Source organism: Burkholderia sp. Tr-862 (assembly GCF_011753085.1).
Taxonomy (GTDB): Bacteria; Pseudomonadota; Gammaproteobacteria; order Burkholderiales; family Burkholderiaceae; genus Burkholderia; species Burkholderia ambifaria.
Window position 1 is genome coordinate 1 of sequence record NZ_VWWG01000070.1, and the last position, 25,815, is coordinate 25,815.

Genomic DNA, 25,815 nt, shown 5'->3' on the forward strand with positions numbered 1-25,815 from the left:
TGTCGAGCCAGTTGCTCTGCTATCGCCACGCCGCGGACGGCAACTTCGAACCCGCGCACGCGACGATCACCGAAACGCAGCCACGCGGCTTCGCGATCGATCCGTCGGGACGCTGGCTCGTCGCGTGCGGCGAACAGTCGGAATACGTGTCGGTCTACGCGATCGCGCCGGACGACGGCACGCTGGCGTTGCACGCGCGCGTACTGGGTGGGCGCGGCGCGAACTGGGTTGCGATCGTCTGACGGGCAGAATGACCGATGGATCAACGCCGTGCGCACGGCCGGCACAGGCTCGCGCCGCCCGGCGCGCCGTCAGCGCCGCTCGCTCGGCGCGACGCCGGTCCAGCGCTTGAACGCGCGCGTGAAATTCGCGCGATCGGTATAGCCGACCCGCGCCGCGATCTCGTCGACCGGCAGGCGCGTGCCCTCCAGCAACCGGAGCGCATCGCGCAGCCGGATTTCGTCGAGCAGCGCCGAATACGTCGCGCCGAATTCCGCGAGCTTGCGTTTCAACGTCCGCGCCGATACGTGTAGTTCGCGCGCGACGTCGTCCACCGACGGATAGCCCGCGTCACCGCAGATCAGCAGGTTGCGCACGCGCTCGACGATGCTTTCTGCATAGCCGAGCCGCGCGAGCTCGGCCTCGCATTGCTGGACGATCATCTGCGCGGTCTGCGCGTTCGCGGTGCCGATCGGCTCGTCGAGCAGCGCGGCGTCGCAGCGGATGCGGTTCGCGCTCGCGTCGAAATGACAGCGCGGCAGGCGGGCGCGATAGCGCTCGAACCACGGTGGCTCGGGCCATTCGAAATGCAGCTCCGCACGCGACTGCAGCGTGCGCCCCGGCGCCGGATCGAGCAACGAGTTGAACAGGATCGCAGTCTCGACCAGGAAGTTTTCCACCGCGAACTGGCGCAGCCGGCCGAGCGGAAATGCCTCGAGCACGTCGATGTCGACGATCCCGTCGAGCTGCGTGAGCCGCACCGAAAAGAACGGCACGCGCGTCGGCAGGTAGCGGATGCCGAGCGCGATCGCTTCTCCGAGCGTCGCGCAACTCATCAGCCCGAAGCCGATCAGCCCGGATTTCGTCAGGCTGCTGCGCAGGCCGATCTCGATCGCGATCGACGGATCGTTCGTCGCATCGAGCAGGTTGAACACGATCGCCGCCTGCTGCAGCGGCGTGATGCGCGCGTCGGGCTGTGCGAGCCGGTCGCGCTCGACGCCCGAGCCGGCGAGAATGCGCTCGCCCTCGATGCCGCGCTCCTCGGCGAGCATCAGCATGAACAGCGCATACGCGGACGATACCGTCGCCTTGTTCAACTGGCGCGCGGCATCCGGGGCGGACAGGGCCATGCGGCGGACTCCGGTGCGGTTTCGGCGGATTGTAGCGTCGCTGGCCCGCAATGACACCACGGCGGCACTCTAGCCGCGCGGGGCCGCATCGGGCGCCGTCGCGCCGGCGACTGTGGCCCGAAATGACACCATCATTGGCACCGGCGGCCCTCGTGTGCGCGACGGGGTGCGCCTATGCTTGTCACATCGGCATTGCGCCCTACTCTTTCCGCACGGATTCCGGTCGATGAGCCAACCCGCACGAACCGTCTTTCGACACGACGCCGACAAGGTCGCGTATGTCCGCCGCGAGGTGAACGCCGCAAGCGACGCGATGCGCGCGCGCTTTCCGCTGCTCGACAACCAGAACCTCGTCGGCGCGACCGTGATGGCCGTGTCGGTCGGCGCGATGCTCGCGATCGCGTGGCTGTATGCGCGCGGCGCAATCGCGTGGTTCGTCGCGTTGCCGCTCGCCGCGTTCGTCACGTCGCTGATCCACGAACTCGAGCACGACCTGATCCACCTGATGTACTTCAAGAAGACGCCGTGGGCCTATCACCTGATGATGGCGCTCTGTTGGCTCACGCGGCCGGGCACGATCAACCCGTGGACGCGCCGGCGCATGCACCTGCATCACCACAAGGTATCGGGCGGCGAATCGGATCTCGAGGAATTCGGCATCACCAACGGTGAACGCTGGGGCGTGAAGCGGCTGCTGATGATCGCGGACGGGATGCTCGCCGTCGTGTTGCGGCCGGATGCGATGCGCCGCAAGGTCAAGCAGTACGTCGCCGCGCAGCCGGTGCAGGATGCGTCCGAACGTGTGCAATTGCGCGTCGAGCAGGTGTCGTCCTACATGCCGATCGGTCACGCGTACTACGCGCTGTGGCACGCGTTCATCGTCTATCACGTCGGGCTGTTCGCGCTGCATGCGTTCGGCCATGCGACAACCGTGCCGGCCGTCGTCGAGCGCGTGATGCACGTCGTCGATTTCCTTGCGGTCGTGTGGCTCGGGCCGAACTTCGTGCGCAGCTTCTGCATCAACTTCGTCAGCTCGAACATGCATTACTTCGGCGACATCGATTCGCGCAACGTGATCCAGCAGACTCAGGTGCTCAACCCGTGGTGGATGCTGCCGTTCCAGCTGTTCTGCTTCAACTTCGGCAGCACGCACGCGATCCATCACTTCGTGGTGCGCGATCCGTTCTACATCCGGCAGTTGACCGCGCGCACCGCGCATGCGGCGCTGCGAGAAGTCGGCGTGCGGTTCAACGACGTCGGCACGTTCAGGCGGGCGAATCGCTGGGGCGCGTATCGTCCGGATCGCGGGATGCGCAGCGTGCAGCGGGCCGACGCGTAACGGCGACGCGGGGCGCGCCGGGCCCGTCAGTTCATCAGTCGCCGATCGGCGGCATCGGTCCGCGCCCGCGGATCCATGCCCAGTTCGCGAGTTCGGCCATTTCCTTGTCGCCGCGGCTGTCGCCGTAGGCGAACAGTTTCGCCGGCGCCCGATTTCCCCACCAGCCGCGCAAGCGCACGACCTTCTGCGGGCCCCAGCAGTTCTCGCCGTTCAGCCGCCCGGTGAACCTGCCGCGCTCGAACGCGAGGCGCGTCGCGAGCACCGTGTCGATGCCCGCCGTCTTCGCCCACTTCTCCAGATACAGCGACGGCGACGCGCTGACCAGCACGACTTCGTGCCCGCGCGCGCGATGCTCGCGCACCCGTTCCAGCATGTCCGCACGCACGAGGTTCGGCAGATAGCCGTCGACGAACCGGCGCGCGAGCGCATCGAGCGCGTCGTCGCCAATCGGGCCGAATGCAAACCACGCGAACTTCGCCTTCGCATCGCCGCGCGACAGCAGCCCGGCTTTCATCGCGACGATCCACGGCAGCGCACGCAGCCCGGCCCACGCGAAGCGCGGCGTGCCGACCGCGTAGCGGACGAAATGGCGGAAGCTGTCGGTGGTCGTGATGGTGCCGTCGAAATCGAACGCGGCGACGATGCGGTCAGTCATGGAGAGGCGGGGAAGCGATGAGATGCCGGGGAAGATAGCAGACTTGGGGCCGGGTGCTGGCGTGACCGGAGATGCGGCTCGATACACGAGTGCGTCAGTTCGCGCGCTGCATCGACGGCACGGACGCGCCGGCAACGGAAACCGGATTTCCGGCAGCTTACAGCCGCTCGTCGAAGGGGGTGGCGGGAGGCCGCGGGAGTTTGCTATACTCTCGGTCTTCCGGAGAGATGGATGAGTGGTTTAAGTCGCACGCCTGGAAAGCGTGTATAGGTTAATCGCCTATCGGGGGTTCGAATCCCCCTCTCTCCGCCAGGTTGCCTGAAACCCCTTGATTTGCCAGAATTTGCTGGCTCTACAAGGGGTTTATTTTTTGTATGGTACAAAACCGGGTACAAAAGCAGGTACAAACCGAGATGAAGAACGGGGGCGCGGCCGAAGGTGACCGCATGCCTCAATTCATGTTCAAAACCCCTTCTGGAACGGGGTATCTCTTCCGCCGTGGCGTCCCTGAAGACGTGCGGCGCTCTATCGGAAAGCGCGAGTTCAAGAAGCAACTGGGCGGCGACTACAAGGCAGCATGTCGCGAGCGCGACCGGCTTGCGTACGAGACTACCCTGCGGATTGAGGCTGCACGCCAAGGGTTGGCGAACCTTCGAGGAAATCGATTCCTAGTCTGGGACGAACTGGAAGTCATCCACGACGTCACGCCGGAGCTTGCCCAGCGGTTCTACTCCACCGTCCTTGCGACCACTGAGGTAGCTGACACGCAGCGGCGCGAGACTGTCGCCTCCGGTCAGGAGCCGGGCATGGACATGGCCGAAGTGCGGGAAGCGAACCAAGGGGCCACGGGGCTTTTGCGGCACGCCTTATCGTCGGGCGACTGTAGTGCCTTCCGGCACATCACACACCAAACGCTTCACCTTAACGGCTACAGGCTCGCTGACGACCTGGTCGGTTCGTTGCACGAGGGAAAGCTCATGCTCGCGTTCGTGCGCGCGCAGCTAAAGGGCATTGGAATAGTCGAGGCCCGCTACAACGGGGACGATCCGCCAGTCGAACTCCCTGCCGTGCCACTCAAGAATATTCCGCCTTCTGGGAACGGAGCATTCACTCGCGTAACCGGGACGATGATGTTGTCGGCCGCTGTTAAGGAGTTCCTCGCGAACCTGCCGGCATTGCAGGGCCCGATGAACGAAAAGCATGGCTTTATTCTCCCTGCCTTCGTCGAGGTTGTGGGCGACATGCCCATAACCGCGCTGCGCCAGACTCACGTCAAGGAGTTTCTGCTCACCGTCCAACGACTGCCTCCACGATGGCCTGATATTCGGCGGCAAAGGCATCTGAGCATCCAGGCGATAGCGAACGAGTCATGGGACAAGTGCCTGTCCAAGGCGACCTACGATGGCTCGTACCTGGCATCCCTGCGCACGTTCATCCAGCGCGCCGTGGCGGACTGGCAGGACATTGGTTTCCCGACCACGCTTACGACCGATGTTCCATATCTGGGTTCACGAACAAAGACGGAACGCAAGCAGCGCGCCCTACGCCCAGACGAGATTCGCGCGATTTTCTTCAACGGGCGAATGGAGAAGTTCCTTAAGAACCCGGCCAAGACGCATAAGTTCTGGCTGCTCGCCGTCGAGCTGTATACCGGCGCGCGCGTTCGCGAAATCTGCCAAATCAATCCCCAGAGTGACTTCGGTTGCACGAACGGCATCTGGTGGCTGCGCCTAACCGCTGACCCGGGGCCGATGCCTGACCCCGATGTGGTCAAGTCGATAAAGACAGGGCGGCCGCGCACTATTCCCATGCATCCTGAACTAATCCGCGTCGGCCTCCCGGGCTACCTGGAACAGTTGAGGGCGAGTGGAACGCGACGGCTCTTTCCGCAATGGGCACCTACAGCAGGCAATGCGGGCGCTGCGCCGGGCAAGTCGGTGGCGAACTACCTACGCTCTATCGGTCTGCACGGCATCGCGAACGAGCTGGGCAACGCGGTTCGTGGTTCTCATGCGTTCCGGCACACGTTGCTGACGTATGGCCGCAAGCGCGGTGTCAATCTGCGCTGCATCAGCGGACATGCGGAATCGTCGGATAACCGGGTGGCAGACGGGTACGAGGACGAAACGGTACTAATGACGCTGCCGGACATGGCTGAACGCCTAGCAAAGCTCGATTATGGTGTAGAGCTGCCTGTGCCGGTTCAAGCGCCTGCTGACCCCAGTGTGCGCCTCCGGAGTCAAGGGGCCGCGCTCACCGATCCGCCACGCTAGCGTGGCGGACGGTGTGAGCGCGGCAGGGGCGATGCCCCGGCCCTTGACGCCCCGCCAGATGAATATGCTCCCGGCTCCGCCGGGTGATGTTGAAAACGTCACCCGGCGGATGCCGTGCGGCGAGCAAAGGAGTAACGAGTAACGCTGGCATCCCGAAGGATGCGGTTACTTGCGCTTCCAGGCCGGGAGCGCGGACAGGTCAATCACAGATGAACTGACGGGAACGGTCTCGTCTCGCAGTTCGGCCAAGCGGGCCTTTTTCCGGGTGCGGTAGCGTTTGGCGCGTTCAGCGTCACTGAGTGCACCTTCTTTCTTCACTCGGTCAGCCTTTGACCTAGTTTGCGCGGCACATGGCAGTTGGGTGGCTGTTTCAGGGTTCGGAAACAGGTCGAGGGTGACGTGGTCGTATTTGTCTCGCATGCACAGTATAGGCCGCGTCACGGTGCATGAAAGTGCCAATGTGACGAATCGTCACGAAGCCCCAGCTCCCACGCTGCATGAGTTGCTGTACGTGAAAACGAGGCCGGGTCAACATGCCCGCACGTCAGCCATGAACTACCAGCGAGCTATACCTACATGACACATCAGTCACTTTACGGAGCTCGCACCAATGTCCCCACGCACATATCAAACTATCCGACGCACGGGCCTGAGTCTGACAGCATCAGTTCTGATGGCCATACTCGAAATCGGTCTCGGGAGCCTGCTGTTTCAGTCAGTTCAAGCTGTCAGTTTGCCTCTGCTTGCCGTTGCCTTGCTGGGCAATTTCCTTATTGCCATGACCATGCCGACGAAGTGACGCCTGCTTGTCCGACCCCAACCGCCGCGATAGCGGCGGCGAACGACAATTTCATCGAAATTGTGTAGTGAGTCCACATCGCAGAACATCCGCCAAAATCGGCTATACACGATGGTGTTCAACTCGTTTCCTCAGCCGATGGCTTATGCAATTCTCCGAGTGACCAAACTCAAGACCGTGGTGAGCGTTCGGCGATCACTTGCGCACGCTCACCGCGACGCCGACACGCCGAACGCCGACGCAGCCAGGACGGCCGAGAACAGTCACTTTGGCGCATCGTCCGCGGCCGCCGCGCTGGAAGCGTTCAACTCCCGTCTCGCGACCGTCGGCAAACTGCGCTCCAATGCGGTTCTCGCAGTCGAATACCTGGTCACCGGGAGTCCAGATGCGATGCACTCGAAAAACCGCGTACAACAGGATGCGTATTTCGCCGATGCGCTGGACTGGATTCGGGCGAAACACGGCGTTGAGAACGTGTTCTATGCGGGCGTGCATCGCGATGAAAGCACTCCGCACATGTATGCCTATGTGGTGCCCATCGACGGTCGCGGCCGGCTCAATTGCCGAGCGTACCTGGGCGGTTCGAAAGCCCTGTCGGAAATGCAGACGGACTTCGCACGACAGGTTGGCCAAGCACACGGTCTTGAACGTGGCATAGAGAAGAGCAAGGCCAAGCATCAGGACATTCGCCGGTGGTACGGTCAGCAAACCACTATGGAGGCCAAACTGGAGGCGACCAGCAAGAGGCTGTCTGGGATGACGGGCGTAACGAAGCGAATTGCCAATGCGCTCATCGAGCACGCAACACAGGCCGCTATCGATTTGGGCCTTATGCGTCAAAGGCAGCAACCAGGGATGCCGGCCGGGCGGGAGAGGTCCTGACGACCGGCACCGTGCCTACTTTCGCAGCGGTCCCCAAACGCCACACCCGACAAGGGCAGTCGGCTCCTCGAGCGAGAATCGCCTCCGTACCTGCCCGCCCTGGCTGCCCACCCGCCCCGTGGGCGGGTTCGTAGCGCCTTGCCCAGATATGGCTCATTAAATCCCATCTGTTTAAGAATTATTATTGCGGGGAAAACGCCTTCCTTTGCAGCCACTTTGTGGAATTTACCGTCCCGAAACATCACAAGCTGCGTCCTCATCCATCACGATTTCGTGTCCCCATACGCCACGATTTAGCTATACTCTGGACCCCCTATAACATTCGAGCCGTAATAGATGACGTGGCCTGCTTTGAGTCTGCCCTATGGGCACGGAACCAATTATCCGCTTCCCGTTGCCTTCGTTCGAACCGCAGTATTTTCCTCGATGCGATACCGTGGCCGCGAACGGCCTACATACACGCAGAGGACGGAGATAGCTCGTTACGGCGGCGTCCCGGTCTATCAACTGTCCGGTGCGCAGCTCGACGGCAACGACCTGGACGTAATCGCCGGATGTATCCGACTTGTCTATGACGCGAGCTTGCTGGACCAACCCACTACGTCCGTGCAATTCCTGGAAAAAGCGTTCCTGCGTCAGTTGGGGTGGAAAACCGGTGGCGCGCAACGTACCGCGCTCGTCCAGAGCCTTGAGCGTATGCGAACCGCCGTCTTTGAGTTTCACGCCGACGACCTCAAGGACGACGATGGCGTTTGCCAGCAGACTACCCTGGTTCTCGACTTCACAAGGTGCCTGGACAGGAACCGCATGCGGTACACGGTCACGCTTAGCGGACACGTCGCACTGCTTATGCGAGCGGGCAAATCGCTTGTCAACCGGTCCCAACGGAACGCACTGCGGGACAACCAGCTTGCGCAGTCGCTCCACGCGTTTTACGAAACACACCGGCAACCGATACCCCTGCCCGAGACAACGCTAAGGCCATTGATGCGGCGCGATCATATGCGCGACGACAAATGGCTAAATGCCTTAAGCGTTGCCCTTACTGACCTACAAAAGCAGACAGGGTGGGAATGCGCGCTTTCGAGTAAGGGTACTGTTATCGTCGACAAGCCCAAGCGGCCAATCAATTCCGCTGCCCCGAAGAATCCAGCATCGCCAACGCCAGCACCATCGCAAGATGAGGACGACATCTAATCGGTTAATGCTTCGTTAAGTCAATGGTCGTCAATTTCCTTTCGGCCCATCTGTTGGCGGAGCTTATTGGCGAGGACGTGCAATACCCACCTTCGAGTCGTTCTCTGCCTTATCCCATTGTCGACTTCAGAATTTCGTGCGGCCCGATTGGCGTGGAAATGATATTTAGAATTTCCCTCTTAAATTCCTGAACTTTATCTTTTGATGAGTATCCGCAATACAACTGTTTCGTCTCGGCTATGATTTGCTGGTTGTAGTGTGATGAGTACGCACTAACATTTTTACCCAAATTTCCCTGACTTCGAATGTATTTTAATACATAAAATCCCTTATACTTTTCGTAGACATCATTCACCCCCAAAAGATTCGAAGCCCAATTTCCCATGGGTATATTTAAGTCAATAATATATGCCCGATATTGAGATTCACCTGCCAAATTTATAGCCTCTTCGACATTGTGCGCAATATCGATTTTTATTGATTTTGCAAGAATGAAATTGTACAACCAATCGATATGCTCGGGCTCATCATCAACTATAAGAAAAGTGTCGGCCAAATAGGTCTTGGGAAGCTTTACAGTTGCCATAATTTCTTTGGTATAGCAATTCGGAACGTTGTACGTTGGGTTTTCGTGGCGTGGCTGGCAGTAATTCCCCCCTCCAATATTTCTTCGGTGATCTTTCGGCAAATAAAAAGACCTATACCAGAGCCTTGCGCCACCTTATTATGCGCCTCCCGACTTCGAAAGCCCATTTTGAATATATTCTCGGCGTCGTTGTTGCTAAAGCCTATGCTTTTCCCGACCAATTCGATGCACAAATCTTTTTTTGAATTGGCGGACACATTGATTTCAACGGTTTGATTCGGGAGTCCGTATTTTATCCAATTATCAAAAAGATTAATAAATATTTGCCGCAAAAGCTCGGGGCGCGCAGATATTCTGTATTGTTCACTAGGGTTATTTAACTCCAGTTTGATATTCTTCCTTCCGGCCGAACTTTGAAAAAATTGAATTGCCTCAATTATTATTTGGGGCAAAATGGAAGTCGCCGACTCTCGGGCAGCGCGCAATTCATCTTTTTCCGATGTTTCGAAGAAAAAATCCGATAGATATGCCAAATTGCGTATTAGAGATACGCATTGCACCAATTGAGCGCGGCTTGCATTGATGACCTGTTTTGCCTTTTCCCCTTGATATGTATTGTCGACAACATTATCCAGGTTTCCAATTACACCACTAATTGGGTTGACAACTTGGTGTACAAAATTTGCGAGAAAAAGCAAGCCGACATCTTTTCCCTCTGCGGAGGGTGTCGATTCAGTCGATTTATCGTCCATGGCGCGACTACCTCTGCATTATCTTAATGGTTTTATCTACGATAGTGTATTCAAAATCACCCCATAAAGCAATTGCATCGAAGCTTTTTTTGTAACGCGTGAAAATCTGGGTAATTTCATTGCCACATACAATCAAACACGTACACTGCGGAGAAGCGTCTACCGACTTTAAGTCCACCCGCAAAGCAGTTAGATAACCAAGAAAAGCGGTCATTGATGGGCCGTCGACGCTCTTTATTGAATCAGATATGGTGATTTCAGGATAATGATATTGACTCGGCTCGTAGAATATAGCTTGAAATCTCCCAGTGCTTTGAATGCTCTCCATTTTCATCTGCAATAGTGCAGAAAGCGCTTGTGCAGCTTTCAGCATGGGAGAAATTTCTACATCGTTTACAGAAAGCTCAGAATGGTGGCTACTCACGCACTTGCTGAGCGCAAGAGTTAAGTCAAAGGTGGAGCCAGTTATTGGGGTTGGCGTATTTTCAAGCCCGTATTTCCACGCGATGTCTTGATATTTGCTAAGAATAATCTCGATTTGATGCCCCGGCCACAGTCTAATTGCAGCTCCCTTTCTTAGATTATTCCATTTTGCAGCTTCAGTTATTGCGGTGGGAGTGAATTTTGCGGTGGTACACAATAATAATACGTCTGCTGAATTTGATTCAGCAAATGCCAATTTCTTGTATATCGTGGGCCAATCAACGGAGCCTGCATAACGCTTGCATTCGACGTACCATTTTTGCGTGGTCTGGGTCAGCGAAAAATCATTGTGAATAATATTGCCTTCGATATCTCGCCCGCCATCAGCGCCCGGAGTTCGCCAAGTAACGTTTACCATGCCATGGGCAACCATCAAGTCAAACGTGAGGTTCTCGAATTCTGTATCGCCTATTGCTGCCAATTCTCTCGCTGTCATATTCGCACGGTGGTTGAGTGTGAAAGCTAGTCTTGCTAAGCGTGTGACGCGCAACGACAAATACCAAAGTAGACCTTCCTTGAATAGCACCACGCGATTTTGGTGTTTGCTAGTCTGATGCAAGGAGGCCCCCGGTAGTTCACAGATTGTAACAATTTCGGGACGACCGGGCAGTGATGCTCGGCGTGTCAGACAGACATCGATTGGTAGGTTGCGGTAGCCGGTAGCAAGCTACTGTACCTGCCGAAGGAACATGCCAACATCGACGCGAAAATTGTCATGCCTGAGATTGGCTAGACATGGGCCCGGATGCTTGATAGCAAGATTCAACAGCGTACTGGGCAAGAGTGGGTCGGCGATGCTTGCTGACATTGCTTCGGCGGTACACAATATCGTCTCAGCCTAGGTACAAATGGCCTTCCCGGCCGAATCGTAAGATATTGTTTTTAATGGGTTTTATTTTCTCTGGCCAGACTCCCCCTCTCTCCGCCAGAATTCAAATGCCCGCGCAAGCGGGCATTTTCGTTTGTGGTCCTCCTCCCCGCCCCAAACCGCCCGCCCTTGGCCTCCCCGAGCGATTCCCCTCACGGATGCCGAATATAATCCACCAACGCCCTTGTATATTCATCCGGCTGCCGATCGACCAGACTGACCGCGATCGCCACCACAAACCCCGCCGGCACCCCGAACACGCCTGAACTGATCGGCTCGATCCCGAACCACGTCCGCCCCGCAAATCCCGTCAACTGGGTGAAATAGGGGTACGTCGACACGATGTAGTACACGCACACCGCAAGCCCCGTCACCATCCCGGCGATCGCACCGCGCGTCGTCGTACGTTTCCAGAACACCCCCAGCACGAGCACCGGAAAGAAACTGGACGCCGCGAGCGAAAACGCCGCACCGACGAGAAACAGAATCTTCCCCGTATTGAGCGACGCGACATACGACGCGAACAGCGCGACGCCGAGCAGCAGCACCTTCGAGACGGTCACGCGCCGCTGGCTCGATGCGTCGGGCGCGACCATGCAGTAATAGACGTCGTGCGACAATGCATTCGCGATCGTCAGCAGCAATCCATCCGCGGTCGACAGCGCCGCGGCCAGCGCACCGGCCGCGATCAACCCCGACACGACATACGGCAGCCCCGCGATCTCCGGCGCGGCCAGCACGACCATGTCCGGTTGCATCTGGATTTCCGACCAGTGGACGATGCCGTCGCGAATCACCTCGACGACGCTGATCAGGTCCGGTTCGAAGTGATGCCACTGCGTGACCCACGCGGGCAACTCGGCGATCGGCCGCCCGACGAGGCTGGTGAGAATCTCGTACTTGATCATCACCGCGAGCACCGGCACGCTCAGGTAGAACAGCGCGATGAAGAACAGCGTCCAGCCGACCGAGCGCCGCGCGGACGCCACCGACGTCGTCGTGTTGTAGCGCGTGAGGATGTGCGGCAGGCTCGCGGTGCCGAGCGACAGGCACAGCAGCAGCGCCAGGAAATTCCGCTCGCGCGGCTTGCGCTCGTCATCGCTCGCGGCAGGAAACGGCTCGTGCATCGGCACGGGCGGCTCGGCGCGTGCCAGCAGGTCGTCGCGCGCCTGGGTCCAGGTCACGCGCGCGCCCGTCGGGTCGCGCGGGAAGTCGGCCAGCTCGCGCTCGCGCTGGTTGATCTCGCGCAGCGGCCCGTTGTGGCGCCGCAGGTCCGCAAGCTGGTCGACGAGTTGCCGGCGAGCGTCCGCATACGATCCGGGCAAGCGATCGAGCTGCGCCTGGACGAGCGCGGCCTGCCGCCGATACGCATCGCGCACCTGCTGCTCCTCGGCCGCGTCGCGCACCTGCGCCTCGCGCGCCGCCACGCGCTCCATCAGCTTGCCGTAATTGAACTGCGGCACCGGCCCGAGCCCGTTCTTCATCGCGATCAGCGACACGGGGATCAGGATCGCGCTGATCAGGATGATGTACTGCGCGACCTGCGTCCACGTGACCGCGCGCATGCCGCCGAGAAACGAGCACACGAGAATGCCCGCGAGCCCGCAGAAGATGCCGATCGCGAAGTCGACGCCAATGAAGCGCGTCGCGATCAGCCCGATCCCCTGGATCTGCGCGACCAGATAAACGAACGAGCACAGGATCGCCGCACCGGCCGCAAGCGCGCGCACGGCCGTACTCGAAAAACGGGTGCCGAGAAAATCGGGAATCGTGTAGCGCGCGAGCTTGCGCACGTACGGCGCGAGCAGGAACGCGACGAGGCAGAACCCGCCCGTCCACCCCATCACGTAGGCGAGCGCATCGTAGCCGGTTGCGTAAAGCGAGCCGGCGAGACCGATGAACGACGCCGCCGACAGCCAGTCGGCCGCGGTCGCCATCCCGTTGAACGCCGACGGCACGCGCCGCCCGGCCACGTAGTATTCGACGAGATCGGACGTGCGCGACAGCAGCCCGATCACCGCATACACGGCGATCGGCACGAACAGGAACACGTAGCCGATCCAGACGCCGGAGCCGGCCGCGCGCTCGATCCGCCACAGCAGCAGCACGAAGCCCAGAAAGCCGAGCGTGTAGAGCGCGTACGCGCGAATCAGTCGATGCGTCAGCATGGATCAGCGGGCATGGTGCGGATTGCCCGCGTGCGCGGCATGCTCGTCGTACGCACGCCGCAGCGCGCGGTCCGCGCGCTGCATCAGGCCGATGTAGACGACGATCAGCACCAGATACACGAGAATCGCGCCCTGCGCGCCGACATAGAACGGCAGGCTGAAACCGGCGAAGCGGATGCCCGCGAGCGCGGGCGCGAAGAACGGCACGACGAACGACACCGAGAAACCGATCGCCATCAGCACCAGGATCAGCGCGACGTTGAAGCGCCAATAGCGAGCATGGGCGCGCGCGAGCGGCTCGGGAACGGGCGGCGGCGCGGCACGCGCCGGACGGGACGGAACGGTCATGCCGTTATTTAGCAAAAAGCCCCTGCGCGGACAATCGGGATTGCCGCGCGGGGGCTCGTGCGCACGACGTGCGCAACAGGTGCGATCAGCGCACTTCGGCGAGCTGGTCGAGGATCGCCGGGTTCTCGAGCGTGGACGTGTCCTGCGTGATCGCCTCGCCCTTCGCGAGCGAGCGCAGCAGGCGCCGCATGATCTTGCCCGAGCGCGTCTTCGGCAGGTTGTCGCCGAAGCGGATGTCCTTCGGCTTCGCGATCGGCCCGATCTGCTTGCCGACCCAGTCGCGCAGCGTCTTCGCGAGCGCCGCCGCTTCCTCGCCTTCCGGACGCGATCGCTTCAGCACCACGAACGCGACCACGGCCTCGCCCGTCGTGTCGTCCGGACGGCCGACCACCGCCGCTTCCGCAACCAGCTCATGCGAGACCAGCGCCGACTCGATCTCCATCGTGCCGAGCCGGTGGCCCGACACGTTCAGCACGTCGTCGATGCGGCCCATGATCGTGAAGTAGCCGGTGTCCTTGTCGCGCACCGTGCCGTCGCCGGCCAGGTACAGCCGGCCGCCGAGTTCCTCCGGGTAGTAGCTCTTCTTGAACCGCTCCGGGTCGCCCCAGATCGTGCGGATCATCGCCGGCCACGGCCGCTTGACGACGAGGATCCCGCCTTGCCCGTTCGGTACGTCCTGGCCGGTCTCGTCGACCACCGCGGCCATGATGCCCGGCAGCGGCAGCGTGCACGAACCCGGCACCGTCGGCGTCGCGCCCGGCAGCGGCGTGATCATGTGGCCGCCGGTTTCGGTTTGCCACCACGTGTCGACGATCGGGCAGCGCTCCTGGCCCACATGCTTGTGGTACCACATCCACGCTTCCGGATTGATCGGCTCGCCGACGGTGCCGATGATGCGCAGGCTCGACAGGTCGTAGCTCTTCGGGTGGACCTTGTCGTCGGCTTCGGCGGCCTTGATCAGCGAACGGATCGCGGTCGGCGCGGTGTAGAACACGGTGACCTTGTGATCGCCGATCATCTTCCAGAAGCGCCCGGCGTCCGGATAGGTCGGCACGCCCTCGAACACGACCTGCGTGCCGCCGCACGCGAGCGGGCCGTAGGTGATGTACGTATGGCCCGTGACCCAGCCGATGTCGGCCGTGCACCAGAACACGTCGGTGGGCTTCCAGTCGAAGGTCCACTTCATCGTCTGCGCGGCCCACAGCAGGTAGCCGCCGGTGCTGTGCTGCACGCCCTTCGGCTTGCCGGTCGAGCCCGACGTATACAGGATGAACAGCGGATGCTCGGCGCCGACCCATTCCGGCGCGCACGTGTCGGACTCGGCGTCCGCGAGTTCGTGCATCCACAGGTCGCGCCCGGCGTGCCAGTCGACCTTGCCGCCGGTGCGGCGATAGACGATCACGCTCTTCACCGCTTCGCAGCCGCCCATCGCGATCGCTTCATCGGCGATGCTCTTGAGCGGCAGCGTCTTGCCGCCGCGCGCCTGCTCGTCGGCAGTGATCAGCGCGACCGCGCCGACGTCGACGAGCCGCTCGTTCAGCGATTTCGCGGAGAAGCCGCCGAACACGACCGAGTGGGTCGCGCCGATGCGCGCGCAGGCCTGCATCGCGACGATGCCTTCGATCGACATCGGCATGTAGATGACGACGCGATCGCCCTTCGCGATCCCGCGTTTCTTCAGCGCATTCGCGAAGCGCGACACGCGTGCGAGGAGATCGGCGTAGGTGACGCGCGTGACGGTGCCGTCGTCGGCCTCGAAGATCACCGCGACGCGCTCGCCGTTGCCGGCTTCGACGTGACGGTCGAGGCAGTTGTACGACGCGTTGAGTTCGCCGTCGTCGAACCACTTGTAGAACGGTGCGTCGCTCTCGTCGAGCACCTTCGTGAACGGCTTGTGCCAGCTGAGGCCTTCACGGGCGAGACGCGCCCAGAAGCCCTCGTAATCGCGCTCGGCTTCGGCGGCCAGCGCCTGGTAGGCCGGCATGCCGGAAATGGTTGCCGCCTTCGCGAGCGCCTCGGGCGGCGCAAACTGACGGGTTTCGTGAAGAACCGATTCAATCGCAGACATCGACTACCCCTTGGTGAACATGAATCCTCTGCATGGCGGCGCGATTCGTGCGCACCGCGCGTCTTGGCCGGCGCATACATGCGCCGCTGTCTCCCACCACCTGCGCGCGTCCCGAAGGCCACGCACGATGCTGCACCGCACCACGTCACGCGACGGTGGTCGTACGGCCCGGCGATTTCCACGATAAGCGCTCGAACTTACCCGTCACTTACGCGGCCTCGCCGTTTCGCACACCGCCGCTCTACGGTCGGCGCTTGACCGTCAGCTTTACGCTGTTACAACTGCGACTCTACAATCGTAACTGAACTCGCCCCCTGGACTCCAGCTTGAATCGCTACGCCCTCTTCCTCATTCTGTCGATGCTGTTTGTCGGCAGCAACGTCGGTATCGGTAAATCCATCGTCGTCTTCGTCCCGGTCGCCATCCTCGCCACGCTGCGCTTCGTGATCGCGATCGCCGTACTCTGGCCGCTGTTCAGCCCGGTGAAGATGCGGGCGGTCCGGCGCGCGGAATGGCTGAACCTGTTCCTGCAGGCGTTCTTCGGCACCTTCATGTTCACGCTGCTGATGCTCAACGGCGTGCAGCGCACGAGCGCGGTCGCAGCCGGCGTGATCACCAGCACGATCCCCGCCATCGTCGCGCTCTTCGCGTGGCTGATCCTGCGTGAAAAACCGAACGGCCGTGCGCTCGTGTCGATCGCGCTCGCGATCGCCGGCGTCGTGACGATCAATCTCGCGAACGGCGGCACGTCCGCGCACGGCGCCGACGGCGCCCCGTCCGGCTCGCTCACCGGCAACCTGCTGATCCTCGGCGCCGTCTGCTGCGAATCGATCTACGTGATCCTGTCGCGCCGGCTCACGCAGACGCTCGCGCCGATCGACATCTGCGCGTACACGCACCTCTTCGGCCTGTTCCTGATGCTGCCGCTCGGCGCGACGGCGCTGTGGCAGTTCGATTACGCGAGCGTACCGGCCGGTACGTGGGCGCTCGTCGTCTGGTACGGGCTGTCGGCCAGCATCTTCTCGTTCTGGCTGTGGATGAAGGGCATCCGGCACGTGCCTGGCAGCCTCGCCGGCGTGTTCAGCGCGGTGCTGCCGGTCGCGGCCGCCGCGTACGGCATCGCGTTCCTCGGCGAACGCCCGACGCTCGCACACGGCATCGCGCTCGCGTGCGTCGTCACGGGCATCGTGCTGGCGAGCCTGCGCGTGAAACGCGCGCCGGCCACCGCCGCCTGATCCGTCCCCGGCTCTTCCGGCGCGTCGCTGCAGTCGCGCCGGCCAACGCGTTACAATAGCGCGCCTTTTCAAGATTACCCCCGATACCTGCGCACAGCGCCCGTACCTCCATCATGCCTGCCCCGCACTCGCCCGGCTCTACCCGTCGTTCCCTACGCCCGCTTCCCGCGCTGATCTTCATGAGCCGCTGGCTCCAGGTTCCGCTTTATCTGGGCCTGATCGTCGCGCAGGCCGTCTATGTGTTCCTGTTCCTGAAGGAAGTCTGGCACCTGCTGTCGCACGCGACCAGCCTCGACGAGATCAGCGTGATGCTCGCGGTGCTCGGCCTGATCGACGTCGTGATGATCTCGAACCTGCTGATCATGGTGATCGTCGGCGGCTACGAAACGTTCGTGTCGCGCCTCGGCATCGAGGGCCATCCCGACGAGCCCGAATGGCTCGACCACGTGAACGCGGGCGTGCTGAAGGTCAAGCTGTCGATGGCGCTGATCAGCATTTCGTCGATCCACCTGCTGAAGACCTTCATCAACCCGGACCAGCACACGACGCACGCGATCATGTGGCAGGTGATCATTCACGTGTCGTTCCTCGTATCGGCGCTCGTGATGGCGTGGGTCGACCGCCTGACGACCCACACGCACCCGGCCCATTTCCACGAGATTCACGCGCCAGCAGCGAACGAGTCCCGCAAGCCGGCCGAAGCAGCCGTCAACGCATAAACGCATTCCCCACAGTCCCCACAGAGTCTCAGCCATGACCGTCATCAAACAGGAAGACCTGATCCAGAGCATCGCGGATTCGCTGCAGTACATCAGCTACTACCACCCGCTCGACTACATCCAGGCCCTCGGCCGCGCGTACGAGCTGGAAGAGAGCCCGGCCGCGAAGGACGCGATCGCGCAGATCCTCACGAACAGCCGCATGTGCGCGGAAGGCAAGCGCCCGATCTGCCAGGACACCGGCATCGTCACGATCTTCGTGAAGGTCGGCATGGACGTGCGCTGGGACGGCGCGACGATGGGCCTCACCGATATGATCAACGAAGGCGTGCGCCGCGGTTACACGCACCCGGACAACGTGCTGCGCGCATCGATCGTCAACCCGCCGGAAGGCGCCCGCAAGAACACGAAGGACAACACGCCGGCCGTGATCCACTACGAGATCGTGCCGGGCGACAAGGTCGACGTGCAGGTCGCGGCGAAGGGCGGCGGCTCGGAGAACAAGTCGAAGTTCGTGATGCTGAACCCGTCGGATTCGATCGTCGACTGGGTGCTGAAGACGGTCCCGACGATGGGCGCCGGCTGGTGCCCGCCGGGCATGCTCGGGATCGGCATCGGCGGCACCGCTGAAAAGGCGATGCTGATGGCGAAGGAATCGCTGATGGAGCCGATCGACATTCAGGAAATCATCGCGCGCGGTCCGAAGGACTGGGTCGAGGAACTGCGCGTCGAGCTGCACGAGAAAGTCAACGCGCTCGGCATCGGCGCGCAAGGCCTCGGCGGCCTCGCGACCGTGCTCGACGTGAAGATCATGGCCGCTCCGACGCATGCGGCGTCGAAGCCGGTCGCGCTGATCCCGAACTGCGCGGCCACGCGCCACGCGCACTTCGTGCTCGACGGCTCGGGCCCGGCCAAGCTTGAAGCGCCGTCGCTCGACGCCTGGCCGAAGGTCCAGTGGGAACCGAATACCGAAACCAGCAAGCGCGTCGACCTGAACACGCTGACGCCGGAAGAAGTTGCGAGCTGGGCGCCGGGCCAGACGCTGCTGCTGTCGGGCAAGATGCTCACGGGCCGCGACGCCGCGCACAAGCGCATCGCCGACATGCTCGCGAAGGGCGAGAAGCTGCCGGTCGACTTCACGAACCGCGTGATCTACTACGTGGGTCCGGTCGATCCGGTGCGTGACGAAGTGGTCGGCCCGGCAGGCCCGACGACGGCCACGCGGATGGACAAGTTCACCGAGACGATGCTCGCTCAGACGGGTCTGATCTCGATGGTCGGCAAGGCCGAACGCGGCCCGGTCGCGATCGACGCGATCAAGAAGCACAAGGCGGCCTACCTGATGGCGGTCGGCGGTGCGGCGTACCTCGTGTCGAAGGCGATCCGCGGCGCGAAGGTGCTCGCGTTCGAAGACCTCGGCATGGAAGCGATCTACGAGTTCGACGTGCAGGACATGCCGGTGACGGTGGCCGTCGATTCGTCGGGCACGTCGGTGCACCAGACTGGTCCGAAGGAGTGGCAGGCGAAGATCGGCAAGATCCCGGTCGCAACCGCTTAAGCGCGATCGAACGAAAGGCCGGACGGGAGTCCGGCCTTTTTACTTCCCGTTCTCATTCTCGCGCGCGGACCGTTACACAAGGCTGATTCTCATTACACGCAAAAGGCAGGCCCGACAAGGCTTCGAGGCTTGGCTTTTCTCGTTCGAGCGATTATCGTTCGGTTTCTGAAGCCCCACTGAACAAGGAATAGCCATGCAAGGCGACAAGAAAGTCATCGAATACCTGAACGCCCAACTGAAGAACGAACTCACGGCGATCAACCAGTACTTCCTGCATGCGCGCATGTACAAGCACTGGGGCCTCGACAAGCTCGGCAAGCACGAATACGACGAATCGATCGGCGAAATGAAGCACGCCGACTGGTTGATCGAGCGCGTGTTCATGCTCGACGGCCTGCCGAACCTGCAGGACCTGCACAAGCTGCTCGTCGGCGAGGAAACCGAAGAGATCCTGAAGTGCGACCTGAAGCTCGAGCAGATCTCGCAGAACACCTGCAAGGAAGCGATCGCCTACTGCGAATCGGTGCGTGACTACGTGTCGCGCGAGATCTTCGAAAAGATTCTCGACGACACCGAAGAGCACATCGACTGGCTGGAAACGCAGATCGACCTGATCGGCAAGGTCGGCCTGCAGAACTACCAGCAGACGATGATGGGTTCGCCCGAGTAAGCGCCATCACGGCCACCACCGCCACGCTCGCCACCTCGCCGTCCGCATGACGATGACGCACCAGCCAGCCGCTTCCGGGGTCCGCCCCGCCGCCCCCGTCGGGATCTTCGATTCGGGGCTCGGCGGCCTGTCGGTACTGCGCGCCGTGCGCGCGCACCTGCCCGGCGAGTCGTTCGTCTACGTCGCCGATTCGCACCACGCGCCGTACGGGCCGCGCGACGAGGCGTTCATTACGGAACGCACGCTGGCCATCGGCGAGTGGCTCGCCCGCGAAGGGGCGAAAGCGCTCGTGATCGCGTGCAATACGGCAACGGCGCGAGCGATCGCGGCCATCCGCGAACGCCTGTCGATACCGCTCGTCGGTGTCGAACCGGGCATCAAACCGGCCGCCGCGCTGTCCACGACCGGCGTCGCGGGCGTCCTCGCGACGCAATCGACGCTGAACAGTCCGCGCTTCCAGGCGCTGCTCGACCGCTACGGCGCCGGCCGCCGCTTCATCTGCCAGCCAGGCCACGGGCTCGTCGAAGCGATCGAGCGCGGCGACACGAACTCGCCCGCATTGCGCACGTTGCTCGAGCGTTATCTGCAGCCGATGCTCGACGACGGTGCCGATACGCTGGTGCTCGGCTGCACGCACTATCCGTTCTTCACAGAAACGATTCGTGACCTTGTTGGCGACCGCCTGACGATCGTCGACACGAGCGATGCCATCGCCCGCCAGCTCGCGCGGGTGCTCGACGAACGCGGCCTGCGCGCGCCGGCCGGCACGCGTGCCGCGCCGCCGCGCTTTTGCTCGACGAGCGACGGTCTGCAACTGCGCGCACTCGCCTCGACGCTGCTCGGCCTCGACGCGCCCGTCGAATCCGTCACTATTTCCTCGCCGAACGCGCGCGCCTGCGCGACCGCCTGACGTGCGCCGGCACACCGCCGGCACCCCCTCTCCTGTCGCCCCCGCCATTTCGGGGGTCCGATGACCTTAAAAAAAGCCGAGCCCAGGCTTGTCAACACCCGCAAATTTAATGATAATAATTCGCATTACCGTTAGCTATCGCAACTCATCATGATCGTCTGCGTGTGCAAGTCTGTTTCGGATCGCAAGATTCGCGCGTCCCTCGCCGAGGGCGTGAGTTCCTTCGATGAACTCCAGTTCGAGCTCGGCGTGGCCACGTGCTGCGGCAAGTGCGAGGAGTCCGTACGCGACCTCATGGCCGAGCAAGGCGTCTGCGCGAGCCGGTGCGGCGTCGAGCACCACGCTCACCCGATCCCGGTCACGTTCTACGACCGCAAGGCCGCCTGAGCGGCGCCGAGCGTGCGCATGCGGCCGCTGCCGCATTTTATGTCCGACCGTCAGCAAGCCATCTTCCGCGCGAGCCAGCGGCTTACCTGCCAAGGAGCCCGTCATGGAATTGCTGATCGGATTTGTGACCACCGTTTGCATCTCGCTGCTGATCTTCCGCAAGTAGTGCCGATTCACCCGCCGCGCCCCGGGTGCGACGTCGTTCTTTCAAGCTAACATGCAGGCTTCGCAATCCGCTCCTGCCGGCGTCTTGCCGGTTGCACCCCGTATGAATCCCCGGGTCATCACCGTCGCGGTCGGTGTGCTTGCCGCACACGCGATCATGCTGGCGGCCGCGTGGCTCCATCGCAACGCGCCGCCGCCTCCGAAGGAGATCGAGGTTCAGTCGATCACCGCGCAGCTCATTCCGCCTGCGCCCGTTGCCCAGCCGGTCGCGGTCCAGTCGGCCGCGCAGCAGCCTGCGCCGCCCAAGCCCACGCCGCGCGTGAAGCCGAAGGTCGAGCCGAAGCCGGTGCAGAAAGCGATCCCGACGCCTCAGCCGGTCGCGCAAGCACCGTCGCCGACGCCCGCACCGGCAGCGGTCGATCCGACACCGGCTCCCGCCGCGCAGGCCCCTGCTGCGCCGGCTGCAGCACCCGGCCCGGCTCGCGAGACGATGCAGGTCAGCGCACCGAAGAACGTATCGGCGCTCAACTGCAATTTCGTGAAGCCCACCTATCCGTCGATGTCGCGCCGTCGCGGCGAAACGGGCACGGCCTATGTTCACTTCATCATCGGCGTGACGGGCAAGATCGAAAGCGTCCAGCTGCAGAAGAGCAGCGGCTACCCGCGTCTCGACGAAGCCGCGCTCGAGGCAACGCGCGCCAGCACCTGTCCGCCGTATATCGAGAACGGCCAGGCGATCCGCGCCGCCCATACGCTGCCATTCAACTTCACGCTCGACGACTAACCCGTCATATTCGGTAGATTCAAAGGAAACAAGAAAATGCAAAGCTACGGTATCGCGCACGTCTGGGCGCAAGGTGATTTCGTCACGCGCGCCATTGCGATCACGCTGCTCGTGATGTCGGTCCTGTCGTGGATCGTGATCATCGTCAAGGGCTGGAACGTGATTCGCCTGAACCGCCTCACGAAGAACGCGGAACAGGCGTTCTGGCATTCGGACGACTTCGACGACGGCATCAAGAAGCTCGGTCTCACCGCATCGACGCCGAACGACAACCCGTTCCTCGCGCTCGCGCTGTCGGGCAAGGAAGCCGCCGATCACCACCATCAGACGCAGCCGCACCTGCACGACCGCATGGACGTGTCCGACTGGGTCACGCGCTGCCTGAAGGACACGATGGACGAAGGCATCTCGCGCATGCAGGCCGGCCTCGCGATTCTCGCGTCGATCGGCAGCACGGCGCCGTTCGTCGGCCTGTTCGGCACGGTCTGGGGCATCTACCACGCGCTGCTCGTGATCGGCGCAACCGGCCAGACGTCGATCGACCAGGTCGCGGGCCCGGTCGGCGAATCGCTGATCATGACGGCCTTCGGCCTGTTCGTCGCGATTCCCGCCGTGCTCGGCTACAACGCGCTGACCCGCGCGAACAAGGGTGTCGTCAGCAAGCTGCGCCGCTTCGCACACGGTCTGCACGCCTACTTCGTGACGGGCGCGCGCCTCGCGTCGTCGTCGCCCCGCGACGGCCTGCGTCTTGCGACGCGCGCCAGCTGAGACGAGGTGAACCATGGCAATGAACACCGGCTTCAGCGATGACGACGACGATGGCGTGATGAGCGAGATCAACATGACGCCGCTCGTCGACGTCATGCTCGTACTCCTGATCATCTTCCTCGTGACGATCCCGGCGATGCAGCACGCGGTGAAGATCGACCTGCCGCACGCGAGCAGCCAGCCCGTCGACGAAAAGCCGCAAACGGTCGACGTCGCGATCCAGGGCAACGGCACGATCCTGTGGAACGACCAGACGGTCACGCGCGAGCAACTGCAGGCACACATCGCGGAAGCGGCACAGCATCAGCCGCAACCGGAGTTGCACCTGCGCGCCGATCGCAAGGTTGCCTATGAGCGTGTGGCGGAAGTGATGTCCGATGCACAGGCCGGCGGCCTGACGAAGCTCGGCTTCGTGACAGAGCCGACCGCGAAGGCGAAGTAACGCACGCGCATTTCGCGCGTCGCTGTTCGCCGTCGCCGGCCGCACCTCGCCGGCCGCACAAAGTAAAAGGCCTTCATCGCCAGATGAAGGCCTTTTTTCATGCGCACGCGGGCGCCTTCGGGCGGCGGGCTCTTCGGCGGTATCGGTTGCGCCTCGAGCAACGCAATGCGGCTACCGTGGTCTGCACGGACTGCGCGTTCTGCCCTATCTGGCTCGCAATATATGCTGCCACCTGACTCCGCTCAGAACTTCCTTCGCGAAATGGGATTTCAATATAGGCCCGCGCGCGGACGCATTCAAGGCCCCGGCGATTGAAACTTGCGATTGCAGGCGACGCTTCAATGACAAAACAAATTTGCCACGACGCGCATCTTGCATTCAGGTGGACGAAACATCGGCCGCCGTGGCTTCCTTCTTCGCACGCTCGGGGCAGCTCGGCTGCTTGTAATCGCCGTGATCGAGCTTCTCGACCAAATAGTCGACGAACGCACGGACCGCGGGCGGCATCCCCTGCCGCGACACGAACACCGCATAGAGTTGCGGCACCGGCAACGTCCAGCCCGGCATCACCGGCGACAACTGGCCGGCGCGCAATGCATTGCCGTACATCATCTCCGGCAGCGCCGCGATGCCAAGGCCGTCGAGCACGGCCTCGCGGATCGTCATCAGATCGGCCGTCACGAGCCTCGGATCGTGCTCGTGCAAGTGACGGGTGCCGTCCGGCGCGATCAGGTTGAACACGTGCCGTCCGTCGACGCTCGGCGTATCGAGCGTCTCGAAGCGTGCCAGATCGTCCGGCACGAGCGGCGGCGCATTCTGGCTCAGCAGGCTCGGCGCGCCGACCAGCATCTGCTCGGTCCGCCACAATGGCCGCACGACGATGTTCGCGTTCTGCGGCGGCTCCGAGCGCACGCGCAACGCGACATCGACCGAGTCCTCGAACAGGTCGATCACGCGGTTCGTCACCCGGATGTGCACCTTCACCTCGGGATAGCGGTGCAGGAATTCGGGGAGGATGCGCGACAGCATCGTCTGCGACAGCGTAACAGGGACGCTCACGCGCACCGAGCCGCGCGGCGACGAGCGCAGCTGCTGCACGGCGTTCATCGCGGCCTGGGCTTCGGCGAGCATCGCCTGGCAATGCTGGTAGAACAACTCCCCCGCCTCGGTCAGTGCGAGCTTGCGCGTCGAACGCTGCAGCAGGCGCACGCCGAGCGCCGCTTCGAGTTCGGTCAGGCGCCGCGACAGGCGCGATTTCGAAATACCCAGCACGCGCTCCGCAGCCGAGAACCCGCCGTGTTCGACGACCTGCGAAAAGTACATGAGGTCGTTCAGGTTGTGTGCATCGATGTTCATGTCATCGTTCCAATTTCAGAACAATCCATTGCGAACCGCCGCAAATCGGACCGCAAAACGCCCAATATAATAGCGCTATGTTTCAAAAATAACGCTATTCCGATGATTTCGAGGGCTTCTGCATGACGACCGCTCGCTCGCTTGACCGCACGTACCCCGCTCTTCGCACCACCGAAGGCGGCGGCTTCGTGGTTCACCGCCCGTTCCCGACCCGACTGCTGATGGATTTCGATCCGTTCCTGCTGCTCGATGAAATGGGCCCCGTCGACTATGCGCCCGGTGAAGCCAAGGGCGCGCCCGACCATCCGCATCGCGGCTTCGAGACCGTCACCTACGTGCTCGACGGGCGCTTTCGCCATCGCGACTCGGCCGGCCATGCCGGCACGCTCGGGCCCGGCGACGTGCAGTGGATGACGGCCGGCGCGGGCGTCGTGCACAGCGAAATGCCGGATCCCGAATTCGCGCAGGCAGGCGGGCGCTCGCACGGCTTCCAGCTGTGGGTCAACCTGCCGCGCCGCGACAAGCTGATCGCACCGCGCTACCAGGAAATCTCGGCCGACCGCATCCCGAGCGCCACGTCGCCGGACGGCCGTTCGCAGGTCCGCGTGATCGCCGGCGAAGCGTTCGGCGTGCGTGCCGCGATCGAGACGCGCACGCCGATCCTCTACCAGCATTTCACGCTGCAACCGGGCGCAACGGTCACCCAGCCGGTGCCGGCAGGTTATCGCGTATTCGCCTACCCGCTCGACGGAGCAGGCCGCTACGGGCCCGACAGGCAACGCGTCGACGCACGGCAAATGGTCGTCTACGGTGACGATGGCGACGCGGTGACGTTCGAAGCCGGCGATACGCCGCTCGATCTGCTGCTGATCGGCGGCGTCCCGCTCAACGAGCCGATCGTCCGCTATGGCCCGTTCGTGATGAATACCGAGGAAGAGATCCGGCAGGCCGTCGTCGACTACCAGACGGGCCGCATGGGCCGCATCGAAGCGTGACGTGCAATCGGGGCCGCAACTGCCGCGAAACGGCTTGTTTTGCGTCACAATAACTTCTT

Annotated in this window: 25 protein-coding genes and 1 tRNA gene; 16 read left to right on the forward strand and 10 right to left on the reverse strand. The window is 62.3% G+C overall.

What is annotated here, in order from left to right; translation table 11 throughout:
- A partial coding sequence (locus F3J14_RS19265) for a beta-propeller fold lactonase family protein (protein ID WP_166724373.1) occupies nucleotides 1-242 on the forward strand: 242 nt, incomplete at its 5' end.
- Between the two features lie 69 nt (nucleotides 243-311).
- Here F3J14_RS19265 and F3J14_RS19270 read toward each other — a convergent pair.
- Nucleotides 312-1,349, reverse strand: coding sequence for an AraC family transcriptional regulator (locus tag F3J14_RS19270; RefSeq protein ID WP_166724374.1), 1,038 nt, complete (start codon nucleotides 1,347-1,349; stop codon nucleotides 312-314).
- Between the two features lie 226 nt (nucleotides 1,350-1,575).
- Between F3J14_RS19270 and F3J14_RS19275 the strand changes: the two genes are divergently transcribed.
- A complete protein-coding gene (locus F3J14_RS19275) occupies nucleotides 1,576-2,688 on the forward strand; it encodes a fatty acid desaturase (protein ID WP_166724375.1) in 1,113 nt (370 codons plus the stop codon).
- 34 nt (nucleotides 2,689-2,722) lie between these two features.
- Here F3J14_RS19275 and F3J14_RS19280 read toward each other — a convergent pair whose 3' ends face one another.
- On the reverse strand, nucleotides 2,723-3,343 hold the full coding sequence (locus tag F3J14_RS19280) for an HAD family hydrolase (protein ID WP_166724376.1): 621 nt from the start codon (nucleotides 3,341-3,343) through the stop codon (nucleotides 2,723-2,725).
- Nucleotides 3,344-3,564: 221 nt separating this feature from the next.
- On the opposite strand from F3J14_RS19280, the gene F3J14_RS19285 reads away from it, so the two are divergent.
- Nucleotides 3,565-3,655 (forward strand) — tRNA-Ser (locus F3J14_RS19285).
- A 101-nt stretch (nucleotides 3,656-3,756) separates the two neighbouring features.
- The gene (locus tag F3J14_RS19290; protein WP_247682244.1) at nucleotides 3,757-5,616 is read left to right on the forward strand and encodes an integrase; all 1,860 of its coding nucleotides are present in this window, start codon (nucleotides 3,757-3,759) and stop codon (nucleotides 5,614-5,616) included.
- A gap of 165 nt (nucleotides 5,617-5,781) precedes the next feature.
- On the opposite strand, the gene F3J14_RS19295 is transcribed toward F3J14_RS19290, so the two are convergent.
- Nucleotides 5,782-6,036 (reverse strand): hypothetical protein, encoded by a 255-nt coding sequence (locus F3J14_RS19295; RefSeq protein ID WP_166724378.1) that lies wholly within the window; start codon nucleotides 6,034-6,036, stop codon nucleotides 5,782-5,784.
- A 517-nt stretch (nucleotides 6,037-6,553) separates the two neighbouring features.
- Here F3J14_RS19295 and mobV point away from each other — a divergent pair.
- A complete protein-coding gene (gene mobV / locus F3J14_RS19300) occupies nucleotides 6,554-7,297 on the forward strand; it encodes a MobV family relaxase (RefSeq protein ID WP_166724396.1) in 744 nt (247 codons plus the stop codon).
- A 336-nt stretch (nucleotides 7,298-7,633) separates the two neighbouring features.
- On the forward strand, nucleotides 7,634-8,494 hold the full coding sequence (trfA, locus tag F3J14_RS19305; protein WP_166724379.1) for a plasmid replication initiator TrfA: 861 nt from the start codon (nucleotides 7,634-7,636) through the stop codon (nucleotides 8,492-8,494).
- Between the two features lie 109 nt (nucleotides 8,495-8,603).
- Here the strand turns inward: trfA and F3J14_RS19310 are convergent, their stop codons facing one another.
- The 6 genes from F3J14_RS19310 to acs all read right to left on the reverse strand — a co-directional run bounded on the left by F3J14_RS19310 (nucleotide 8,604) and on the right by acs (nucleotide 15,767).
- Nucleotides 8,604-9,080, reverse strand: coding sequence for a response regulator (locus F3J14_RS19310; RefSeq protein ID WP_166724380.1), 477 nt, complete (start codon nucleotides 9,078-9,080; stop codon nucleotides 8,604-8,606).
- Complete coding sequence (locus F3J14_RS19315; RefSeq protein WP_166724381.1) at nucleotides 9,068-9,832, reverse strand: HAMP domain-containing sensor histidine kinase; 765 nt, start codon at nucleotides 9,830-9,832, stop codon at nucleotides 9,068-9,070. The genes F3J14_RS19310 and F3J14_RS19315 overlap by 13 nt, the downstream gene beginning before the upstream one ends.
- A 7-nt stretch (nucleotides 9,833-9,839) precedes the next feature.
- The gene (locus tag F3J14_RS19320) at nucleotides 9,840-10,844 is read right to left on the reverse strand and encodes a restriction endonuclease (RefSeq protein WP_166724382.1); all 1,005 of its coding nucleotides are present in this window, start codon (nucleotides 10,842-10,844) and stop codon (nucleotides 9,840-9,842) included.
- Between the two features lie 491 nt (nucleotides 10,845-11,335).
- Nucleotides 11,336-13,351: a sodium:solute symporter family protein gene (locus F3J14_RS19325; protein ID WP_166724383.1), complete on the reverse strand. Its 2,016-nt coding sequence runs from the start codon at nucleotides 13,349-13,351 to the stop codon at nucleotides 11,336-11,338.
- Nucleotides 13,352-13,354: 3 nt separating this feature from the next.
- Nucleotides 13,355-13,699: a DUF4212 domain-containing protein gene (locus tag F3J14_RS19330; protein WP_165751725.1), complete on the reverse strand. Its 345-nt coding sequence runs from the start codon at nucleotides 13,697-13,699 to the stop codon at nucleotides 13,355-13,357.
- 85 nt (nucleotides 13,700-13,784) lie between these two features.
- On the reverse strand, nucleotides 13,785-15,767 hold the full coding sequence (gene acs / locus F3J14_RS19335; RefSeq protein WP_011657439.1) for an acetate--CoA ligase: 1,983 nt from the start codon (nucleotides 15,765-15,767) through the stop codon (nucleotides 13,785-13,787).
- 326 nt (nucleotides 15,768-16,093) lie between these two features.
- Here acs and F3J14_RS19340 point away from each other — a divergent pair, with 326 nt between their 5' ends.
- The 9 genes from F3J14_RS19340 to F3J14_RS19380 all read left to right on the forward strand — a co-directional run bounded on the left by F3J14_RS19340 (nucleotide 16,094) and on the right by F3J14_RS19380 (nucleotide 23,405).
- The gene (locus tag F3J14_RS19340; protein WP_166724384.1) at nucleotides 16,094-17,002 is read left to right on the forward strand and encodes a DMT family transporter; all 909 of its coding nucleotides are present in this window, start codon (nucleotides 16,094-16,096) and stop codon (nucleotides 17,000-17,002) included.
- A 113-nt stretch (nucleotides 17,003-17,115) separates the two neighbouring features.
- Nucleotides 17,116-17,721: a TIGR00645 family protein gene (locus F3J14_RS19345; protein ID WP_166724385.1), complete on the forward strand. Its 606-nt coding sequence runs from the start codon at nucleotides 17,116-17,118 to the stop codon at nucleotides 17,719-17,721.
- Between the two features lie 34 nt (nucleotides 17,722-17,755).
- Nucleotides 17,756-19,279, forward strand: coding sequence for a fumarate hydratase (locus tag F3J14_RS19350; protein ID WP_006762441.1), 1,524 nt, complete (start codon nucleotides 17,756-17,758; stop codon nucleotides 19,277-19,279).
- 193 nt (nucleotides 19,280-19,472) lie between these two features.
- A complete protein-coding gene (gene bfr / locus F3J14_RS19355; RefSeq protein ID WP_011657443.1) occupies nucleotides 19,473-19,949 on the forward strand; it encodes a bacterioferritin in 477 nt (158 codons plus the stop codon).
- A 46-nt stretch (nucleotides 19,950-19,995) separates the two neighbouring features.
- Nucleotides 19,996-20,859, forward strand: a complete 864-nt coding sequence (gene murI / locus F3J14_RS19360) for a glutamate racemase (protein ID WP_166724386.1) — start codon at nucleotides 19,996-19,998, stop codon at nucleotides 20,857-20,859.
- Nucleotides 20,860-21,009: 150 nt separating this feature from the next.
- A complete protein-coding gene (locus F3J14_RS19365; protein ID WP_011885486.1) occupies nucleotides 21,010-21,246 on the forward strand; it encodes a (2Fe-2S)-binding protein in 237 nt (78 codons plus the stop codon).
- 217 nt (nucleotides 21,247-21,463) lie between these two features.
- Complete coding sequence (locus F3J14_RS19370; RefSeq protein WP_166724387.1) at nucleotides 21,464-22,195, forward strand: energy transducer TonB; 732 nt, start codon at nucleotides 21,464-21,466, stop codon at nucleotides 22,193-22,195.
- Nucleotides 22,196-22,231: 36 nt separating this feature from the next.
- Nucleotides 22,232-22,963: a MotA/TolQ/ExbB proton channel family protein gene (locus tag F3J14_RS19375; RefSeq protein ID WP_006754474.1), complete on the forward strand. Its 732-nt coding sequence runs from the start codon at nucleotides 22,232-22,234 to the stop codon at nucleotides 22,961-22,963.
- Between the two features lie 13 nt (nucleotides 22,964-22,976).
- Nucleotides 22,977-23,405 (forward strand): biopolymer transporter ExbD, encoded by a 429-nt coding sequence (locus F3J14_RS19380; protein ID WP_006754473.1) that lies wholly within the window; start codon nucleotides 22,977-22,979, stop codon nucleotides 23,403-23,405.
- Between the two features lie 378 nt (nucleotides 23,406-23,783).
- Here the strand turns inward: F3J14_RS19380 and F3J14_RS19385 are convergent, their stop codons facing one another.
- Nucleotides 23,784-24,761 carry a LysR family transcriptional regulator gene (locus F3J14_RS19385; RefSeq protein WP_166724388.1) on the reverse strand — a complete coding sequence of 326 codons (978 nt, stop codon included), beginning with the start codon at nucleotides 24,759-24,761 and terminating at the stop codon, nucleotides 23,784-23,786.
- Nucleotides 24,762-24,883: 122 nt separating this feature from the next.
- Between F3J14_RS19385 and F3J14_RS19390 the strand changes: the two genes are divergently transcribed.
- The gene (locus F3J14_RS19390; RefSeq protein WP_166724389.1) at nucleotides 24,884-25,756 is read left to right on the forward strand and encodes a pirin family protein; all 873 of its coding nucleotides are present in this window, start codon (nucleotides 24,884-24,886) and stop codon (nucleotides 25,754-25,756) included.
- Nucleotides 25,757-25,815 lie beyond the last annotated feature (59 nt).

What these genes read in the sequence shown, in the direction of transcription:
- F3J14_RS19270 (WP_166724374.1), bottom strand. Translation starts at nt 1,349, where the DNA reads ATGGCCCTGTCCGCCCCGGATGCCGCGCGCCAGTTGAACAAGGCGACG.
- F3J14_RS19275 (WP_166724375.1), top strand. Translation starts at nt 1,576, where the DNA reads ATGAGCCAACCCGCACGAACCGTCTTTCGACACGACGCCGACAAGGTC.
- F3J14_RS19280 (WP_166724376.1), bottom strand. Translation starts at nt 3,343, where the DNA reads ATGACTGACCGCATCGTCGCCGCGTTCGATTTCGACGGCACCATCACG.
- F3J14_RS19290 (WP_247682244.1), top strand. Translation starts at nt 3,757, where the DNA reads ATGAAGAACGGGGGCGCGGCCGAAGGTGACCGCATGCCTCAATTCATG.
- F3J14_RS19295 (WP_166724378.1), bottom strand. Translation starts at nt 6,036, where the DNA reads ATGCGAGACAAATACGACCACGTCACCCTCGACCTGTTTCCGAACCCT.
- mobV (WP_166724396.1), top strand. Translation starts at nt 6,554, where the DNA reads ATGGCTTATGCAATTCTCCGAGTGACCAAACTCAAGACCGTGGTGAGC.
- trfA (WP_166724379.1), top strand. Translation starts at nt 7,634, where the DNA reads ATGACGTGGCCTGCTTTGAGTCTGCCCTATGGGCACGGAACCAATTAT.
- F3J14_RS19310 (WP_166724380.1), bottom strand. Translation starts at nt 9,080, where the DNA reads ATGGCAACTGTAAAGCTTCCCAAGACCTATTTGGCCGACACTTTTCTT.
- F3J14_RS19315 (WP_166724381.1), bottom strand. Translation starts at nt 9,832, where the DNA reads ATGGACGATAAATCGACTGAATCGACACCCTCCGCAGAGGGAAAAGAT.
- F3J14_RS19325 (WP_166724383.1), bottom strand. Translation starts at nt 13,351, where the DNA reads ATGCTGACGCATCGACTGATTCGCGCGTACGCGCTCTACACGCTCGGC.
- F3J14_RS19330 (WP_165751725.1), bottom strand. Translation starts at nt 13,699, where the DNA reads ATGACCGTTCCGTCCCGTCCGGCGCGTGCCGCGCCGCCGCCCGTTCCC.
- acs (WP_011657439.1), bottom strand. Translation starts at nt 15,767, where the DNA reads ATGTCTGCGATTGAATCGGTTCTTCACGAAACCCGTCAGTTTGCGCCG.
- F3J14_RS19345 (WP_166724385.1), top strand. Translation starts at nt 17,116, where the DNA reads ATGCCTGCCCCGCACTCGCCCGGCTCTACCCGTCGTTCCCTACGCCCG.
- F3J14_RS19350 (WP_006762441.1), top strand. Translation starts at nt 17,756, where the DNA reads ATGACCGTCATCAAACAGGAAGACCTGATCCAGAGCATCGCGGATTCG.
- bfr (WP_011657443.1), top strand. Translation starts at nt 19,473, where the DNA reads ATGCAAGGCGACAAGAAAGTCATCGAATACCTGAACGCCCAACTGAAG.
- murI (WP_166724386.1), top strand. Translation starts at nt 19,996, where the DNA reads ATGACGATGACGCACCAGCCAGCCGCTTCCGGGGTCCGCCCCGCCGCC.
- F3J14_RS19365 (WP_011885486.1), top strand. Translation starts at nt 21,010, where the DNA reads ATGATCGTCTGCGTGTGCAAGTCTGTTTCGGATCGCAAGATTCGCGCG.
- F3J14_RS19370 (WP_166724387.1), top strand. Translation starts at nt 21,464, where the DNA reads ATGCAGGCTTCGCAATCCGCTCCTGCCGGCGTCTTGCCGGTTGCACCC.
- F3J14_RS19375 (WP_006754474.1), top strand. Translation starts at nt 22,232, where the DNA reads ATGCAAAGCTACGGTATCGCGCACGTCTGGGCGCAAGGTGATTTCGTC.
- F3J14_RS19380 (WP_006754473.1), top strand. Translation starts at nt 22,977, where the DNA reads ATGGCAATGAACACCGGCTTCAGCGATGACGACGACGATGGCGTGATG.
- F3J14_RS19385 (WP_166724388.1), bottom strand. Translation starts at nt 24,761, where the DNA reads ATGAACATCGATGCACACAACCTGAACGACCTCATGTACTTTTCGCAG.
- F3J14_RS19390 (WP_166724389.1), top strand. Translation starts at nt 24,884, where the DNA reads ATGACGACCGCTCGCTCGCTTGACCGCACGTACCCCGCTCTTCGCACC.